We start from the raw sequence: 19,067 nt of genomic DNA, 5'->3' as shown, positions 1-19,067 counted from the left end.
ATGAAGAATCTTAAAAAAATTATTCTCCTTTCGATCTTTGGGAGTTTGATCGTTCCTGCCTTTGCTCAAAAAGCTTCCTGGATCTGGTATCCTGGAGATCTGGATATATACACCAGCAATGTGATGCAAAACCGTAGGACTGAACGTGGGGCATTTTTTCCTGTTTTCTGGAAAATGGATAGCCATTACGTATTGGTCGATTTTCATAAAGAATTTACGCTGAGCCAGCCTGAAGAAGTGAAACTCTTTGTTGAAGGTACCTACAATGTTAAGATCGACGGGCAGGCGATTTCAGGGTTTCCAAAAACGGTTAATATTCCGGCAGGAAAGCATAAATTAAGCTTGAAAGTCTACAATCAGGCGCATGTTCCAGCTATTTTTGTTCAGGGAAAAACAATGGTGTCCGACGATACATGGCTCACTACTTTTGAAGATAAAGAATGGATTGATGCCAGTGGAAAAACCTCAGATAAATCAGGAACGACTTTTGTTTCTGCCGGATCGTGGAACTTAACTGATCCGGATGTTTTACCCTCGCAGTTTAAATTGCCGGTTGAGGCGCATCGGGCCATCTCTATCAAAAATGCAGATAAGGGTAAACTATACGACTTCGGCAAAGAGACATTCGGTTTTATTAAACTTCATGGGCTTAAAGGCAAAGGCAGGGTAAGTATTTACTACGGTGAGTCGCCTGAGGAGGCTTTATCGACAGAAAAATGCGAAACCCTGGATTATCTGGACATCGATATCGCTCAGAAAAAAGATTCTATTCTGCCGCTTTCAAAAGCCTTCAGATATGTAAACTATCAGCCAGGTGGGACGGTTTCGGTTGATTCAGTTAGTATGCTTTATGAATATGCGCCGGTAACGGAGCGTGGCAGTTTTAAATCATCTGATGCGGAATTGAATAAGATCTACGATGTTGCCAAATACACCTTTCATTTGAATACCAGAGAGTTTTTTATCGACGGGATCAAACGCGACCGATGGGTATGGAGCGGAGATGCCTATCAGAGTTACCTGATGAATTATTACTCTTTTTTCGATGCACCAACCGTGAAAAGGACCTTATTGGCGCAACGTGGTAAAGACCCGGTAACGGCACACATTAATACCATCATGGATTATTCTTTCTATTGGTTTCTGGGGATTTACGATTACTATAAATTTACCGGCGATCAGAAATTTGTGCAGGATATCTATCCAAGAATGCAATCACTTATGACTTATATCGATGGCAGAAAAAATAAAAATGGTTTGTTGGAGTGGATGCCTGGTGACTGGATTTTTATCGATTGGGCGGACAAACTGAGTAAAGACGGGGAAGTAAGCTTTGAGCAACTATTGTATGCCAGGAGTTTAGAAACTATGGCCTTGTGTGCTAAACTTGCAAACGATCCTAACGGTGCAGCGCAATATGATCAACAGGCAAAAGCATTAAAAAAGAAAATCTTTGACCTTTACTGGAATCAAAGTAAGCATGCCCTTGTACATAGTCGTATTGATGATAAACAAACTGAGAATGTAACACGTTATGCCAATATGTTCGGAATTTTTTTCGATTATTTTACTCCTGAGCAAAAGCTTGGCGTGAAGAAAGATGTGCTATTAAATCCCAACGTGGCAAAAATTACAACGCCATATATGCGTTTTTATGAGTTGGAGGCTTTATGCGCCATGGGGGAACAATCATACGTGCTGAAAGAAATGAAGAACTACTGGGGTGGCATGTTAAAACTGGGGACTACTTCATTTTGGGAAGAATACAACCCGGATAAAAAAGGAGCGGAACACCTTGAGATGTACGGACGTCCATTTGGTAAAAGTCTGTGCCATGCCTGGGGTGCCAGTCCGATTTATTTATTGGGAAAATATTATTTAGGTGTGAGCCCCGTGAGTGCTGGTTATGAAACTTATACTATTGAACCAAACTTAGGCGGTTTAGAATGGATGGAAGGAAAGGTGCCTACTGCAAATGGCGATATTTCTGTTTACATGAACAAAAAAGAAATCAAGGTTAGTTCGGCTGTTGGAAGTGGTACACTTAAAATTAAAAGTAAGTCGAAACCCGTGGCTAAGAATACTACTGTGATAGAAGTAGCGAAAGGGGAATACGAAGTGAAGATTGAAAAGGGAAAAGAATATCTGGTGAAATATACAGAATAATTTTTCGTCATTGCGAGGCACGAAGCAATCTCTATACAGATTGCTTCGTGCCTCGAAATGACGGTATTAGGGGCTTAAACCCCAATCCGTTGCTCAATCTTTTTTACGCATTTGTAAGCTTCAGCAAGAATTACTTCTTTTTCAATCGCTTTATCTGCATTTAACGCATTTAACATAGAAATTGTTAAACAGGCGATAATACCGTTGTTTCCGGCAATACCAATCGGAACAGAAATATCCGTTACGCCAGATACCGAGTCACTATTCTTAAAGTAAGAACCTGTTTCTTGTATTTCTGTCAGCGAACTGATAAACTCCTCCTGTTGGGTTTTTTGGTATTTTTTAAAAATGGCATTGTTTTTTAATGTGGTGTTCCGCTCCTGATCAGACATATACGCAAGTAAAACCTTACCCGAAGCTGTTAAGGGTAATGGGAAAAGGTTTCCTTCTTCAATAGATAAAGCAATTGGCCCCGGACTTTTGGCATGTATGATGACCATCACCTGGTTCATGTAAAGAATACTCAGGTGGCAGGACTGGCGTATGGTATTCGCTAATTCCTCCAGTGGAAATTGTGCGGCTTTACGTAATTCATCAATTGGTGAGTGGCGGTGAGAGAGGTAAAACAGTTTTAACGATAACCTGTATTTTCCTGATACTTCATCCCTTAAAATATATCCGCGGCTTTCCAGACTCATCAGCATCCTGTAAATTTCATTCGGGGTTTTCTCAATACCTATGGCTATTTCCGTTTGAGAAAGCGGAATAGACTGTGCAGAGAGGTATTCCAATATATCAAGCCCCTTATCGAGCGCAGGCGCCTGGTATTTTGATTCTTTTTCGTTCATACAGGTTTAAATTTGGCTATGGCATGTTTTGCAATTTCAAACATACAAAATGCTATCCATAAATTGTGATGTGAAGATTTTGTTAATTTAAATACGAATATATGTTTTCATATTTAAAAAAAACATTTATATTTGAATTGATGCTTTTTTTATGTTTTAGCCCGGAAGAATTTCGCCGTTAAAATGCTTTAAGTTATCGATAACCATTTATAAACCCAAATTAAACCATTGCCTTCGCGTAAAATTTTTAACGCAAAGCAGAACAAAATCCCATGAGCAAAATCTTAATCTTTTCTTGCCTTTTTATGATAAGCTTTTCGCTTATGGCGCAGGATATTGAGGTTAAGGAAACAAGCTGCATGTATCGGGATAAACCTATTGGAATCGATGATGTTCATCCTGCACTAAGCTGGAAGTTAACATCCTCAAAACGAAATGTTATGCAAACCGCCTATCAGGTTTTGGTTTCAGGTGAGATTGAAAATCTCAATAAAAATATAGGCGAGGTTTGGGACAGTAAAAAAGTAACTTCGAATCAATCTATCCAGGTTAAATACAATGGTTCAAAGCTCATCGCTGCTAAAAAGTATTTCTGGAAAGTTAAGGTGTGGGACAATAAAGGTCATTCATCTGCGTGGAGCAAACCTGCTTCTTTTCAAATGGGCTTGTTAGCGGCTGCAGATTGGAAAGGCGCAAAGTGGATTGCATTTGAAAAACTGGCTGATTCCAATATCAATATACTCCCTACAGACGGCAAGAAAGATAAATATCAGGCGAACAATGTATTACCCTTATTTCGTAAGGAATTCAACTTGCGAAAGAAAGTCAAAAAAGCAACAGCATTTATTTCGGGTTTGGGGCATTTTGAACTTTCCATCAATGGTATGCGGGTTGGAGATGATGTGTTGGCACCCGGATGGACAAAGTATGATCAGGAAGCCTTGTATGTGACTTATGATGTGACGAAGCATCTTCGAACTGGTGGTAATGCTATTGGTGTGATGCTTGGAAATGGATTTTACTATATCCCTCCGGTTAAGGATAGGTACAGGAAACTAAAAGTTGCCTATGGCTTTCCGAAAATGATCTGCCGTGTGCTGGTTGAATATACAGATGGATCGAAAGAGAATATCATTACAAACCAAAGCTGGAAAACAGCACCATCGCCGATTACTTTTTCGAGTATTTACGGCGGTGAAGATTACAACGCCAATCTGGAGCAAAAGGATTGGAATATAGCAGGTTTCAATGATGGCAGGTGGAAAACTGCTCTGCTAGTTGATGGACCAATATTAAAGGCGCAACAGGAAGAGCCTGTGAAAATTTTCGAGCGTTTTTCTGCACAGAAAATCACTCTGGTTAACAATGGGGACTGGGTTTATGATTTAGGTCAGAATTCTTCTGCGATGATAGAGTTAAGCGTTCGTGGAAAAAAAGGCGATACCATTCGTATTACACCCGCAGAGTTAACCAAAGATGATGGGTCAGTTACTCAAAAAAATATCGGCGGACCTTCATACTTCACTTATATTTTAAAAGGTGATGGTTTAGAAATCTGGAAACCCAGATTTTTTTACACAGGATTTCGCTATCTGCAGGTAAAGGGTGGTACACCAGCCGGGAAAGAAAATTTATCCGGCAAAGCCGTAATTGAAGACTTACAGGCATTGCATGTCAGAAATGCGGCTGAAAATATAGGCAAGTTTTCAGTTTCCAATACATTATTCAATAAAACTTTTAAGCTGATAGACTGGTCGGTTAAAAGCAATATGGTGAGTGTTTTTACTGATTGTCCGCATCGGGAAAAATTAGGATGGTTAGAACAACTTCATCTGATGGGTAATTCTGTCGGTTATAATTACAATGCGGCACCGCTATTTAAAAAGGCTTTGCAGGATATGAAAAACTCTCAGTTAGCCAACGGATTGATTCCTGAAATTGCACCGGAATATGTGAAGTTCGAATGGGGTGGAGATATGTTTCGCGATTCGCCTGAATGGGGAAGTAGTGGTATTTTATTGCCCTGGTACCTGTATCAATGGTATGGGGATAAACAGGCAATTATTGATTACTACCCTATGATGCAGCGGTATATCAATTATCTGGCGAGCAAAGCCGATCACCATATTTTATCACAAGGCCTGGGCGATTGGTACGACCTGGGACCAAAGCCTCCGGGTGTGTCGCAACTTACACCAATGGGCGTTACCGCTACAGCGATTTACTATTATGATTTAAAAGTACTTGAAAAAATTGCAACAGTTTTAGGCAAAAAAGCCGATGCCCTTACTTACTCGGATTTAGCTGTTGAGGTGAGGAAGTCATTTAATAATAAATTTTTCGACGCTCAAACAAAACAATATGCTACCGGATCGCAAGCTGCAAATGCTATGGCGGTTTACATGGGGCTGGTAAACGATGCAGATAAAAACGATGTGGTTGAAAATCTGGTAAAAGATATCAGAAATAGAAAAAATAGTTTAACTGCCGGAGATATCGGTTACCGCTATGTATTGCGGGTTTTAGAGGACGCAGGCAAATCGGATGTAATTTTTGATATGAATAGCCGATCTGATGTGCCAGGATATGGAATGCAGATTGCGAAAGGGGCTACAGCGCTCACTGAAAGCTGGGCAGCTCTGCCAACGGTATCCAATAATCATTTCATGCTCGGTCATTTAATGGAATGGCTTTACAGTGGTATTGGTGGTATCCGTCAGGCTGAAAACGTTATTGCTTTTAAGCATATTAAAATTGAACCAGAGGTTGTAGGTGATTTGACATCTGCCGATGTGAGCTTTGATTCGCCCTATGGGAAAATAGCTACTTCGTGGCAAAAAACAGATAAACAATTTGTGTTGGAAGTAAACATTCCGGTAAACACCAAAGCTGATGTTTATTTCCCTGGCAAAAAAATGGAAACCATTACCGATGAGCTAAATCCGGGAATGGAAGCGCTGCATTTCGAAAATGGAAAGGCAAAAATTACAATTGGTTCAGGTAGGTATAAATTCAGGTGCACAAATGAATAGTATTAAAATGATCATACTTCTGGTGATTTGTGCAATAAATCTGCAGGCTCAAAATATTAATCCGGTTTCCGCTGAAACCATGGAGAAGATTTATGATGAGGTGAAAACGCCTTATAAATATGGATTGGTGATGGTTCCTGATGATAAAGAACATAAAATGGATTGCCCAACTGTGTTTAGGAAGGGCAAGTTCTGGTACATGACTTATTTGATTTTTAGCGGCCGCGGATATGAAACCTGGCTGGCTAAAAGTAAGGATCTTTTACATTGGGAAAATAAGGGGAAATTGCTTTCGTTTGGAGATTCAGGAAAGTGGGATGATAACCAGAAAGCAGGATACAATGCGCTTTTAGATACGAAATGGGGCGGGAGTTATCAGGTAAAATCGTTCGATGGAAAATACTGGATGTCGTATTTTGGTGGAAAAGAAAAAGGTTATGAGGTTGAACCCTTATCCATTGGGATAGCTTATACCAGCAAGCACCCTTCAGTAGTTCAGGAGTGGAGCAGATTGGATCAGCCCGTACTGAGTTCGCTTGATAAAGATGTGCGCTGGTGGGAAAACAGAAACAAATTGTTTAAGAGTACCGTCATTGAAGATCAGAAAAGGCTTACCGGACACCGTTTTGTGATGTATTATAACGCCGTTGGCGATTCTTTGATCAATAATAAGAAAACCCGATGGTATGAACGTATTGGCATGGCCGTTTCTGACGATATGCTCCATTGGTCCCGTTTTCAGCGTAATCCTGTTGTTCATCACCCTGTAGGCATTACGGGAGATGCTGTCATTCAGCAAATAGGGGATTACTATGTGATGTTTTACTTTGGCGCTTTCTGGCAGGACCGTAAAGGTTCCTTTAACCGTTTTGCTGTGTCCAAAGATTTAGTGAACTGGACAGACTGGACAGGTAATAACCTCATAGAATCATCAGAAAAGTACGATGAACTTTATGCGCACAAATCATTTGTATTGAAATATAAAGGTGTGGTTTACCATTTCTACTGTGCAGTAAATAAACAAGACCAGCGTGGTATTGCAGTAGCCACATCGAAAGATCTGGGTAAAAGTAAAGTTGATTTTGTAAGTGGAAATTAGAATGAAGATGCCTCAGTTTAAATATAGAATTTTTGGTTTAATAGTTTTAGCGTTTTTGGTTTCTCTCTGTTGTGAGGCCAAATCCACCAATGCCGTCATTGCGAGGTACGAAGCAATCTCATTCAGTAATTCAGATGGCTTAGGCTCATCCAAAAACAGCAATGACGAGGTAAGAAACAGAACCAGTTTCAATAAGGACTGGAAATTTTATCCTGGCGATGAACCTGGTGCAAAATCACCTGCATACGATGATACAAAATGGCGAAAGCTGACTCTACCACACGACTGGAGTATTGAAGGTAAGTTTGACGAAAAAAATCCTGCTAAACCAGAAGGGGGAGGTTTACCAACTGGCATTGGCTGGTACAGAAAAACTTTTACTGCTCCTGCTAATTTCAAGAACAGGTTAATTACTGTTGAATTTGATGGCGTTTATAAAAACAGTGAAGTTTGGGCAAATGGTCAATATCTGGGAAAACGTCCTTATGGCTATTCTTCGTTTTCTTATGAAATAAGCAAATACTTGAGAGCCGGGAAAAACATCATTGCAGTTAAAGTAGATAATTCCGCTCAACCCGATTCCCGTTGGTATTCAGGTTCGGGAATTTACCGTAATGTTTGGTTAACTGCTACGGCAAAAGTTGCTGTTGCCAACTGGGGTACTTTTGTTACCGCAAATCAGGCCGGCAAAATTCAGGTACAAACGCAGGTGTTGAACAAAAATCTAAAAACTCAAACCATTTCAGTTATCAGCGCTGTTTATGCAGCAGATGGAAAATTAATAGTAAGAAGTGCTGCTCAAACAGCCAGTATAGATACGTCGGGAAGAACGATCAACGGAACTTTGGAAGTTAAAAATCCAATCCTTTGGTCAGTTGAAAATCCATATCAATATAAATTGGTCACACAAATTCTTCAAAATAGCAAAGTCATCGATACTCACGAAATCAGATTTGGAATCCGTTCTTTCAACTTCGATGCCGAAAAAGGTTTTTCATTAAATGGAAAACCGATGAAGATTTTGGGTGTATGTTTGCATCATGATTTAGGTGCACTGGGGGCGGCAGTAAATGTTCGTGCCATGGAACGTCAGCTTGAAATCATGAAGGAAATGGGCGTAAATGCGATCCGTACATCCCACAATCCACCTGCACCGGAATTTTTAGACTTATGTGATCAAATGGGTTTCCTGGTGATGGATGAGGCGTTTGACATGTGGGCTAAAAAGAAAACTAAAAACGATTATCACCTTAACTTTCCGGAGTGGCATAAACGCGATCTGGAAGACATGGTTAAACGTGACCGCAATCATCCTTCCATTATTTTGTGGAGCATTGGAAATGAAATCCGTGAACAATTTGATAGTACCGGCATAGCAATTACGAAAGAACTGGTATCGATTGTTAAAAATCTGGATACAACCCGTCCTGTGATTTCAGCCCTAACGGAAACAGATGCAAAAAAGAACTTTATCTATCAGGCAAATGCCATAGATATTTATGGCTTAAACTATAACCACAAGCTTTATAACGATTTTCCGAAAAACTATCCGGGCGTTAAATTTCTGGCTACAGAAACTACTTCTGCTTTAGAAACCCGTGGTTTTTATGATACTGCCGATACCATCAGGCGTTGGCCACGTGATGGTAAAACCAAGTTTACCGAGGGCAATAAGGAATGGTCGGCCTCTTCTTATGATAATGTTTCGGCATATTGGGGTTCTACTCACGAAGAAACCTGGGCCGCCGCTAAAAAATACGATCATGTTTCGGGTTTATTCGTATGGACAGGATTTGATTATTTAGGTGAACCTTTGCCTTATCCATGGCCAGCCAGAAGTTCTTATTTTGGGATTGTGGATTTAGCAGGTTTCCCAAAAGATTCCTACTACATGTATCAGAGTGAATGGACTGATAAACCTGTTTTACATATTTTACCGCATTGGAATTGGGAACAGGGAAAATCTGTTGAAGTTTGGGCATATTACAATCAGGCAGATGAAGTTGAATTGTTTCTTAACGGAAAATCTTTAGGTAAGAAATCGAAGCAGGACGAAGACTTGCATGTTAAATGGGATGTCTATTTTGAGCCTGGAACTTTGAAGGCGATATCGAGAAAAAATGGTAAAGATGTGCTGATCAGAGAAGTGAATACTGCCGGTGCAGCTGCAAAAATCGAGCTCATTGCTGATCGAAAGAATATTAAAGCCGATGGTAAAGACTTATCGTTTATTACGGTTCGCATACTGGACGCTGAAGGAAATGTGGTTCCTGATGCTGATAATCTGGTTGATTTTAAGGTTGAAGGCGATGGATTTATTGCAGGCGTTGATAACGGCTTTCAAGCTAGTGTTGAACCCTTCAAAGCAAATTACCGTAAAGCTTTTCATGGTTTATGTCTGGCTATTCTACAGGCTACAGAAAAGAGTGGAACTATTCAATTAACGGCTACATCTAAAGGTTTAGCATCTTCATTCATTACAATTAATACAGGGAAATGAAAGGAAGATTGATTGAACATATTTGTCAAATGGAGTCTCCCGCAGATTTCGCTGATCATCGCAGAATAAATTTTTTAAAATCTGCGGAAATCTTCTTAATCAGCGGGAAACAAATAGTGTTTTTGCTGTTTTTTGTGTCAATCGGCTTTAAATCTTCCGCACAACTGGTTGATAAAACACCAACGGCTGTACAGAAAGTATCTCAAATTTACAGTAAAGAGCCCTGGGAAGATCAATTGGTAAGTGGAATCAACCGAGATGCATCGCGTGCCGCGGCTTACTCGTTTAGTAGTATTGAAGCTGCCAGAAAAGGTGACCGCAATCAGTCAGGTAGAATGATTTCTTTAAACGGGGACTGGGATTTTTCTTTTGCAGTAAAACCTGCAGATGCGCCTAAAGACTTTTACAAATCCCGCGTTAGCGGATGGAAGAAAATTGAAGTGCCCTCTAACTGGGAAATGAAAGGCTATGATAAACCCATTTATAAAAGTGCTGTTTATCCGTTTCGTCCGGTAAATCCCCCGAATCCACCAATGGATTACAATGGTGTTGGGAGTTATCAACGTACTTTTACCATCCCCGAAAACTGGAAAGACATGAATATTACCCTTCATTTTGGTGGGGTAAGTTCGGGTTATAAAGTTTGGGTAAATGGTTTGTTTTTAGGTTATGCAGAAGATAGTTTCCTTTCTTCAGAGTTTAATATCACACCTTACTTAAAGTCTGGCGAAAATATCCTTTCGGTTCAGGTGATGCGCTGGACAGATGGTAGTTTCCTGGAAGATCAGGATCACTGGCGTTTAAGTGGCATCCACCGCGAAGTGATGTTGCTTGCAGAACCAAAATTAAGAATTGCTGACTTCTTCGTTCAAACTAAGCTGGACAAGGATTATAAAGATGCAACGCTGAGCATTCGTCCGAGGATTGAAAATTTAACAGGAAAAGAGGTTAAAGGATATAAAATCAAAGCATCACTTTTTGATCATAACGGAAAGGAAGTTTTAGAAAAACCTTTAGAAAGAAGTGCGGAAAGTATCATTAATGAAATCTGGCCCCGACTGGATAATGTGAAGTTTGGCTTGCTCGAAACCCGCATTAAAAATCCTTTGAAATGGAGTGATGAAGTTCCAAATCTTTATACGCTTACGCTAGCTCTTGAAGATAGTACCGGCAGGATTTTAGAAGTGAAAAGCAGCAAAGTTGGTTTCCGCAGTATAGAATTCTCCAAAACCAATGGAAAACTATTAATCAACGGGAAGGAGACCTATCTGTATGGTATCAATCGCCCTGACCATCATCCTACAAAGGGCAAGGCATTGAGTCGTGAAGATATTTTAGAAGATGTACTTACCATTAAGCGTTTCAATTTTAACTGTATCCGTACCAGCCATTATCCAATGGATCCGTACTTATATGATTTATGTGATGAATTCGGGATTTTAGTAATCGATGAAGCCAATCTTGAGACTCATGGCCTTGGAGGTAAACTAAGTAACGATCCAACCTGGACTTCGGCTTATCTGGAGCGAAGCAGCCGAATGGTGATGCGTGATAAAAACCATCCAAGCATTATCATCTGGAGTTTGGGAAATGAATCGGGTAGTGGTCCGAATCATGCAGCAATGGCGGCATGGATTCACGATTTCGACATCACCAGACCAGTACATTATGAACCTGCTATGGGCAATCCACGTTTGGATGGGTATATGGATCCAAGCAATCCTGCTTACTTAAAACCTAATGATCATTCCCACCGTTTACAGAATCCTCAGGACCAACCCTATGTAGATATCGTAAGTAGGATGTATCCCAGTATCTATACACCGAAAATGCTCGCTGAACAAAAGAATGGCGACCATCGTCCGATCTTTTTCGTCGAATATGCCCATGCCATGGGGAATTCAGTTGGTAATATGAAAGATTTCTGGGATGTTTTTCGTGCAACACCACGTGTGATTGGTGGTGCCATTTGGGAATTTAAAGATCAGGGAATTCTTCAAACCGATAGTGCAGGCAAAAAGTTTTACGCTTATGGTGGCGATTTTGGTGAGAAATACTTCGATAACTTTACGATAAAGGGTGTGGTAAATTCAGATGGAAAGCCTAAAGGTGCCATGTTTGAATGCAAACGAGTTTATCAGGGGGCAGAAACAGTGTGGAGTAATCAATTAAAAGACATTATAAAGATTACCAACCACCATGCCGTTAAAAATTTAAATGAGTACACGGTTACTTTGATTGTGAGAAAAGATGGTGCAGTGGTTAGCCAGAAATTATTATCTGCGATTAACCTACCTGCAGGGAGAGATACACTCATCAATATTTCCAGATACCTCCCCAAAATGGAATCTGGTTCAGAATATCTGGCAGATATTCATTTTACCTTAAGCAAAGATGAACCTTGGGCAAAAAAGGGTTTCGAGGTAGCATCAAACCAGTTTGCATTAACCGGACTGGCTGAATCTAAGGTGATTGCTTTAGGTACGGCGCCAAAACACACAGGAAATGCAGATCTGGATATTTATGCGGGACAAAACTTTGAAGTTGGAATCAGCAAAAAGAATGGTGCTTTAGTTTCGTATAAATGGAAAGGTATGGAACAAATTTCAGCACCGTTACTACCGCACTTTACACGTCCGCTAACAGACAACGATAAACGCGGCTGGAAGTCGAACAAAAAATTAAAACAATGGTATGCGAATGATTTGAAATTCATCCGGTCGACGGTTGATTCAAAGTCTGATGCTTCTTCCCTGATTACAAGCCAATATAGCTTAATTAATGACAGTGCAAAGGTTAACATCACTTATCGGATTTCATCAAAAGGTATCATCAAGGTTAGTTATGCCTTAGATGTGAAGCCGGGCTTGCCAAACCTTCCGAAGGTTGGTATTCAAATGGGGATTCTTCGCAACTGCGATCAGGTTTCCTGGTACGGTAAAGGGCCAATGGAAAATTATATCGATAAGAATTATGCTGCCGATGCCGCTATTTATAGTGAAACTATCAACGATTTTATGGAGCATTATGCGGTTCCTCAAGAGAATGGCAACCGTACAGATGTGCGTTGGATGTATTTTTCAAATCCTGCAAAAAACAAAGGTTTGGTTATTGTTGCCGACAGTTTATTGAGCATGAGTGCCAGCCCTTATACCGATGAAAATGTACAGCAGGCCAAACACACTAATACGTTGAAAGACGCCGGTTATATGGTGGTCAATGTAGATTTAGTACAGATGGGTGTTGGAGGAAATGACAGTTGGAGTGAAGTAGCGGCTCCACTGCCGCAATATCAGATTCCATCAAAGAACTACAGTTACAGCTTTTTCCTTTTTCCTTTTGAGGGAAAAAAAGAGGTAGTAATAAATAGGGTTAAAGGAATAAAATTTTGAAATATAAGAATGGCAGGTGAAGACACCAGCCTTCAAAGACACTCGATTGCCGTTGACTTCAGTCAACGGTTAAAGGTTAAAAAAGAAAATAATTAGAAGAAGTAAAGTGGAGAAGACAATTAATTTAAAAGGAATTACATGGAACCACAGTCGCGGGCTTTTGCCTATGGTGGCTACCGCACAACGATTTTCTGAATTGTATCCGAATGTAAATATTACCTGGGAGAAAAGAAGCTTGCAGCAGTTTGCAGATTTTTCCATTCAGGAATTGGCTGAGCGGTTCGATTTACTGGTAATTGATCATCCTTGGGCGGGTTTTGCTGCAAAAACCAAGTCGATTGTTCCATTAGACTTTTATTTGTCTGATCAATATCTAACTGATCAGAAAGAAAATTCAGTAGGACAATCCTATGAAAGTTATTTTTATGATGATCATTTATGGGCATTACCTATTGATGCAGCGACACCGGTTGCCGCATCACGGCCAGATTTGCTTGCTCAAAAAGGCTTAGGATTACCTCAGTCGTTTGAAGATTTACTGGCACTTGCCAACAAGGGTTTGGTTGCTTTCGCTGGTATTCCGATAGATGTGTTAATGAATTTTTACACGCTCTGCTGCTCACTCGGTGAAGCGCCATGTCAGGGTGATGAACAGGTTATCTCTACTGAAACTGGTGTCAAGGCTTTACAAATGTATCGTAAACTTGCCTCTAAAATGGATAAAGCGAACTTCAACCGAAACCCAATTCAGGTTTATGAGGCGATGACACAAGGTGATAATATTGCCTATTGTCCATTTGCCTATGGTTATTCAAATTATTCGAGAAAGGGATATGCACGTAAAACCTTGCATTTTCATGATATGATTTCTTTAGATGGAAGAACTAATCTGATCAGCACACTAGGCGGTACAGGTTTGGCGATTTCTTCTAAATGTGAACATCTGGACATTGCCGCCAGATATGTAGAATTTGTAGGTTCGCCTGGCTGTCAATCCACATTGTTTTTTCAAAATGGTGGGCAACCAGGGCATTTGGCGGCATGGACAAATGAAGAAGTAAACCGCCAGAGTGAGAATTATTTTGCAAATACTTTACCGGCCTTGCAACGGGCTTTTCTTCGTCCGCGTTACCACGGTTCTATGTATTTTCAGGACCATGCGGGGGATGTGGTAAGAGATTACCTGATGAATGGCGGTGATGAGATTCAGGTTTTATCAACTATGAATGAATTATATATTAAATCTAAAAGCTTAGTATTATCATGGACAGGCCATTAGAAGGACTTTTGGTGCTGGAGTTTTGCCAGTTCCTCGCAGGACCATCAGCAGGCTTAAAGCTGGCTGATTTGGGCGCACGCGTAATAAAAATTGAACGCCCGAATACTGGTGATGCCTGCAGGCAGTTATCCATTAAAAACCTGTTTGTTGATGAGGATAGTTTATTATTTCACACCATTAACCGAAATAAAGAAAGTTATGCAGCTGATTTGAAGAATCCGGAAGATCTTCAAACGCTCAAAAAGCTCATTGCCAAAGCAGATGTCATGACACATAATTTTCGTCCTGGTGTGATGGAGAAAATCGGGCTTGATTATGAAAATGTTCAGACCATTAATTCTAAAATCGTTTACGGCGTAGTTACAGGTTATGGAAATGAAGGCCCGTGGAAAAATAAACCTGGTCAGGATCTACTGGTTCAATCAGTTTCGGGCTTAACTTTTCTGTCAGGATTAGATACGGATGGGCCCGTACCTTTTGGATTATCCGTTTCTGATATTATGTGCGGAAATCACCTTGCCCAGGGTATTATGGCAGCCTTAATCAAAAGGGCGAAGACCAATAGAAGTGTTTTGGTTGAGGTAAGTTTGCTTGAATCTATTCTTGATGTCCAATTTGAAGTATTGACTACTTACCTGAACGATGGTGGTAAACTACCCGATAGAAGTGGAGCTAAAGGTAGTGCACATGCCTACTTAAGTGCGCCGTATGGCATGTATGAAACAAGAGACGGTTATATCGCTATGGCTATGGGGAATTTGCCAAATATATGTGCCATTATAAAATGCAATATCAGCGATTTGTATGTAGAAGCCGGTTCAGCTTTCGAAAACCGGGATAAACTAATTGTTCGTTTAGCCGAAACTTTCAAGCAGAAAGATACGGTGACCTGGGTTAGTCTATTGGAAAGCCACGGAATCTGGTGTGCTGAAGTGCTTAATTATCAAACTGCTACCAAAATCGATACCTATAAAAAGTTGCAAATTGAGCAGGAACTGGATTTATCAGGAGCGCTAAAAATTAAAACCACAGTAAGTCCTATCCGGCTGGACCGGAAGAAGTTATTTGCTTCGAAAGCGGCGCCAAAGTTAGGTGCAGATACGGGAGAGATTAATAAAGAATTTGAACTTCTTTAATATCGCGTCATTGCGAGGCACGAAGCAATCTCTTATACAGATTGCTTCGTGTCTCGCAATGACGAAAAACAGGCGCTATTGGTGCCTGAAGAAACATTAAATATTAAAAAATAAAAGTTATGAGACCGCTTGAGGATTATTTAGTTATCGATTTCAGTCAGTTTCTATCTGGCCCCTCGGCAAGCTTGCGCTTAGCGGATATGGGTGCCCGCGTGATCAAAATTGAACGGCAGGGAGTGGGTGATATTTGCCGTACCCTATACACTTCCAATCTGATTATGAATGGGGAATCGTCGGTATTTCATGCCATCAACAGAAATAAAGAAAGTTTCGAAGTCGATCTGAAAAGTGAGGAAGATGTGGAAATGGTTCGCGATTTAGTAAAAAAAGCCGATGTGATGATCCATAACTTTCGCCCTGGTGTAATGGAACGTTTGGGTTTCGATTATTCATCTGTGGCGGCCTTAAATCCATCAATTGTTTATGGCGAAATTTCAGGGTATGGAACTGATACGGAGTGGAAAAGTAAACCCGGACAAGATTTATTATTGCAATCGGTTACCGGATTGACATCTTTAACGGGCAACGCTGATAGCGGCCCTGTAGCTATGGGATTATCTATTGTAGATATGCTGGCCGGAGCACATTTGGCTCAGGGTTTATTAGCTTGCCTTTATCGCAAAGCAATTAAAAATGAAGGCGGTTTTGTTCAGGTAAGCATGATGGAGTCGGCCTATGATTTTCAGTTTGAAACGATTACCACCTACCTGAACGACGGTGGTGCATTGCCCGAACGCTCGAAAAAAAATAATGCCAATGCATATTTAGGTGCACCTTATGGTATTTATCAAACTGAAAACGGATATTTAGCTTTAGCGATGGGATCGATTCCTCAATTAGGGGAATTGCTGGAGTGCGAAAAGCTAAAAGAATATACTAAAATGGCTGAATCATTTGATAAACGTGATGAAATTAAAGCTATTTTAGCTGACCATCTTTTATCGGCTACTACAGAAAAATGGCTTTCTGTACTTGAACCGGCTGATATCTGGTGTGCTGACGTACTAAACTGGAAAGCACTGATGGCCCACGAGGGCTTTAAGGTGCTGAATATGATTCAGCAAGTGGAGATGACTGATGGTTACAGGTATGAGACGACCAGATGTCCGATTCGCATAGATGGCGAATTGCTCACTTCTGCTAAAGGATCTCCAAAGCTTGGTCAGGATAATGAAAAGATTATCAACGAATTTATAACAAAGAAGACAGCTGCAAATGCCTAACCAAATAGAAACCTTTACCATAGCCGTACGCAAATTTGGTCCTTTTGAAACTGCCATGCAGAAATTCTGGGATCAGTATTGTGAAAAGACTGGCTGTGTGCTAAAGTTGGAAATGGTGGTGATGGATTTACATGAGCTTTACGATCGTGCCATTACACAGAAAGGGCTTGCTAATGGTGATTTTGATATTGCTCATATCAGTACCGATTGGGTATTGGAGGGTTACACCAGTGAGGATTTTGAAATTCTGAATCCTTACATCAATAAAAATAAACCAGAAGGTTTTCCAAGAGGTTGGTCTAAATCATTATTAGGTTTGCAACGTTTTGGCTGGGAGGTAGTTGGCTTCCCTTTTCATGATGGTCCCGAGTGTTTCATATACAGGAAAGATTTATTTGAAAGCGAAACTGAGAAAGCAAACTACCTGACCGCATTTGGTAAAGCATTAGAAGTTCCCAAAAGCTGGGAAGATTTTCACCAGATCGCGAAGTTTTTTAATCGTCCATCTGAACATTTGTATGGAAGCATTTTCGCTTGCTATCCTGATGGACACAACACCGTTTTTGATTTTTGTTTACAGTTATGGACGAGGGGCGGCATTCTGATTGATAAAACCGGCTCGATTCAGATCAATACCACTGAAGCGATTGAAGGACTGGATTTCTACCGTAACATGGTTAATGATCAAAATGCGGTTCATCCAAAATCTGCTGAGTTTGAATCCGTAGCTGCCGGTATCGCATTTTCACAAGGGGAGGCGGCTATGATGATTAACTGGTTCGGTTTCGCCGCAATGTGCGAGGTTGATGAAAACTCAAAAGTCAAAGGTAAAATTGATGTGGAATTGTTGCCATCGGCAGCAGATAAAAGTTCTGCATCATTAAATGTATATTGGCTCTATACTATCGCCAGAGGTAGCAAAAATAAAGAAGTTGCCTATGATTTTCTTCGTTTTGCATTGGCAGAGGAGCAGGATAAGCAACTGACATTAGAAGGCGGTATTGGTTGCAGAATATCGACATGGAACGATGGGGATATTAATCAGACTATCCCATACTATCACAAGTTGGAGCAATTACATGAGGTAGCGAATACACTTCCTCAAAAGAAAAACTGGGCCTCAATAGCGGCCATTATTGATGAAATGGTTTTACAGGCAATTCGAACGGACTTACCAACAGCAGACCTGATTCAAATTGCTCAAAAACAGATTAACGAAATTGATAAATGAGTATTGAAATAAAATATAAGCCAGAATTACCACGTACCAAACAACCAATCATCATCATCGGTGCAGGTGGGATTGTGGCCGATGCCCATCTTCCGGCCTATAAAATTGCTGGTTTTGAAGTCCACGGAATTGTAAACCGGACCAGAGAAAGAGCGCAGAAACTAGCCGATAAGTTTGGTATTCCAAATGTATACGATTCTGTAGCCGAAGCTGTGAAGCTGGCACCTGAAAACGCTGTGTATGATTTAACAATTATGCCTGAGCAGTATATTGAAACATTGCGGCAATTGCCTGATGACAGTGCTGTATTAATTCAAAAACCAATGGGCGACGATATTACGCAGGCTACTGAAATCCTTGAACTGTGCAGGACGAAGAGGTTGAAAGCGGCTATCAATTTTCAGCTACGCTTTGCACCATTTGTGAGTGCAGCCAAATTCCTGATCGATCAGGAATTGATAGGAGAACTTTACGATATGGAAGTTAGGGTGACCATTAAAACACCCTGGGAGATTTTTCCGCATGTGATCATCCACCCAAGGTTGGAAATACAATATCATAGTATTCACTATGTTGATTTAATCCGCTCATTTTTGGGTAACCCGAAGAGTGTGCTGGCAAAAACACTTAAACATCCTGCGAAAAAGCTTTCCTCTTCACGCTCTACAATTTTGCTGGATTACGGTGACACCATGCATGCAGTAATTAATACGAATCATGATCATGAATTTGGTCCTGACCATCAGGAAAGCTACATCAAATGGGAAGGAACTAAAGGTGCTATCGTGGCAAAAATTGGTTTGCTAATGGATTATCCGCATGGTGTGCCTGATGTATTTGAATACTGTGTGGTAGAAGAAGGCAAAGCACCGGAATGGCAAACGGTTAAGTTAGAAGGATCCTGGTTCCCTGAGGCTTTTATTGGCACAATGGCTAGTCTTATGCGTTATAATGAAGGAAGTTCGAGCTTACTGCATACCAGCGTAGAAGACGTAATCCAAACCATGAACGTGGTTGAAAGTGCTTACCAATCGAGTGATATTGGGGGAGTTAAGGTTACGGATAAATTAAAATAAACCCAAACCTGGAAGGTTTTCAAAA

General features: G+C 40.5%; 11 protein-coding genes. 10 read left to right on the top strand and 1 reads right to left on the bottom strand.

The window, feature by feature from the left end; translation table 11 throughout:
• Window positions 1–2,166, top strand: a complete 2,166-nt coding sequence (locus R2R71_RS03640; RefSeq protein ID WP_316829885.1) for an alpha-rhamnosidase — start codon at window positions 1–3, stop codon at window positions 2,164–2,166.
• Window positions 2,167–2,240: 74 nt separating this feature from the next.
• On the opposite strand, the gene R2R71_RS03635 is transcribed toward R2R71_RS03640, so the two are convergent.
• Window positions 2,241–3,014: an IclR family transcriptional regulator gene (locus R2R71_RS03635; protein WP_316829884.1), complete on the bottom strand. Its 774-nt coding sequence runs from the start codon at window positions 3,012–3,014 to the stop codon at window positions 2,241–2,243.
• A gap of 272 nt (window positions 3,015–3,286) precedes the next feature.
• Here R2R71_RS03635 and R2R71_RS03630 point away from each other — a divergent pair, with 272 nt between their 5' ends.
• The 9 genes from R2R71_RS03630 (at window position 3,287) to R2R71_RS03590 (ending at window position 19,042) form a co-directional block, all read left to right on the top strand.
• Complete coding sequence (locus tag R2R71_RS03630; RefSeq protein ID WP_316829883.1) at window positions 3,287–6,046, top strand: family 78 glycoside hydrolase catalytic domain; 2,760 nt, start codon at window positions 3,287–3,289, stop codon at window positions 6,044–6,046.
• Window positions 5,985–7,145 carry a glycosylase gene (locus R2R71_RS03625; RefSeq protein WP_316829882.1) on the top strand — a complete coding sequence of 387 codons (1,161 nt, stop codon included), beginning with the start codon at window positions 5,985–5,987 and terminating at the stop codon, window positions 7,143–7,145. The genes R2R71_RS03630 and R2R71_RS03625 overlap by 62 nt, the downstream gene beginning before the upstream one ends.
• A 7-nt stretch (window positions 7,146–7,152) precedes the next feature.
• The gene (gene galB, locus R2R71_RS03620; protein WP_316829881.1) at window positions 7,153–9,645 is read left to right on the top strand and encodes a beta-galactosidase GalB; all 2,493 of its coding nucleotides are present in this window, start codon (window positions 7,153–7,155) and stop codon (window positions 9,643–9,645) included.
• A complete protein-coding gene (locus tag R2R71_RS03615) occupies window positions 9,642–13,037 on the top strand; it encodes a glycoside hydrolase family 2 TIM barrel-domain containing protein (RefSeq protein ID WP_316829880.1) in 3,396 nt (1,131 codons plus the stop codon). The genes galB and R2R71_RS03615 overlap by 4 nt, the downstream gene beginning before the upstream one ends.
• 106 nt (window positions 13,038–13,143) lie before the next feature.
• Complete coding sequence (locus R2R71_RS03610) at window positions 13,144–14,316, top strand: ABC transporter substrate-binding protein (protein ID WP_316829879.1); 1,173 nt, start codon at window positions 13,144–13,146, stop codon at window positions 14,314–14,316.
• Entirely contained in the window at window positions 14,301–15,452 is a 1,152-nt protein-coding gene (locus R2R71_RS03605; RefSeq protein ID WP_316829878.1) for a CaiB/BaiF CoA-transferase family protein, read from the top strand. The genes R2R71_RS03610 and R2R71_RS03605 overlap by 16 nt, the downstream gene beginning before the upstream one ends.
• Before the next feature lie 119 nt (window positions 15,453–15,571).
• Window positions 15,572–16,735: a CaiB/BaiF CoA-transferase family protein gene (locus R2R71_RS03600; RefSeq protein WP_316829877.1), complete on the top strand. Its 1,164-nt coding sequence runs from the start codon at window positions 15,572–15,574 to the stop codon at window positions 16,733–16,735.
• On the top strand, window positions 16,728–17,966 hold the full coding sequence (locus tag R2R71_RS03595) for an extracellular solute-binding protein (protein WP_316829876.1): 1,239 nt from the start codon (window positions 16,728–16,730) through the stop codon (window positions 17,964–17,966). The genes R2R71_RS03600 and R2R71_RS03595 overlap by 8 nt, the downstream gene beginning before the upstream one ends.
• Window positions 17,963–19,042, top strand: a complete 1,080-nt coding sequence (locus R2R71_RS03590) for a Gfo/Idh/MocA family oxidoreductase (RefSeq protein WP_316829875.1) — start codon at window positions 17,963–17,965, stop codon at window positions 19,040–19,042. The genes R2R71_RS03595 and R2R71_RS03590 overlap by 4 nt, the downstream gene beginning before the upstream one ends.
• Window positions 19,043–19,067: the final 25 nt, after the last annotated feature.

This window comes from Pedobacter aquatilis (assembly GCF_032678405.1).
Classification (GTDB): Bacteria; Bacteroidota; Bacteroidia; order Sphingobacteriales; family Sphingobacteriaceae; genus Pedobacter; species Pedobacter aquatilis_A.
Note: the sequence above shows the minus strand (reverse complement) of the source record. Positions and strands in the feature narration are given on the sequence as shown.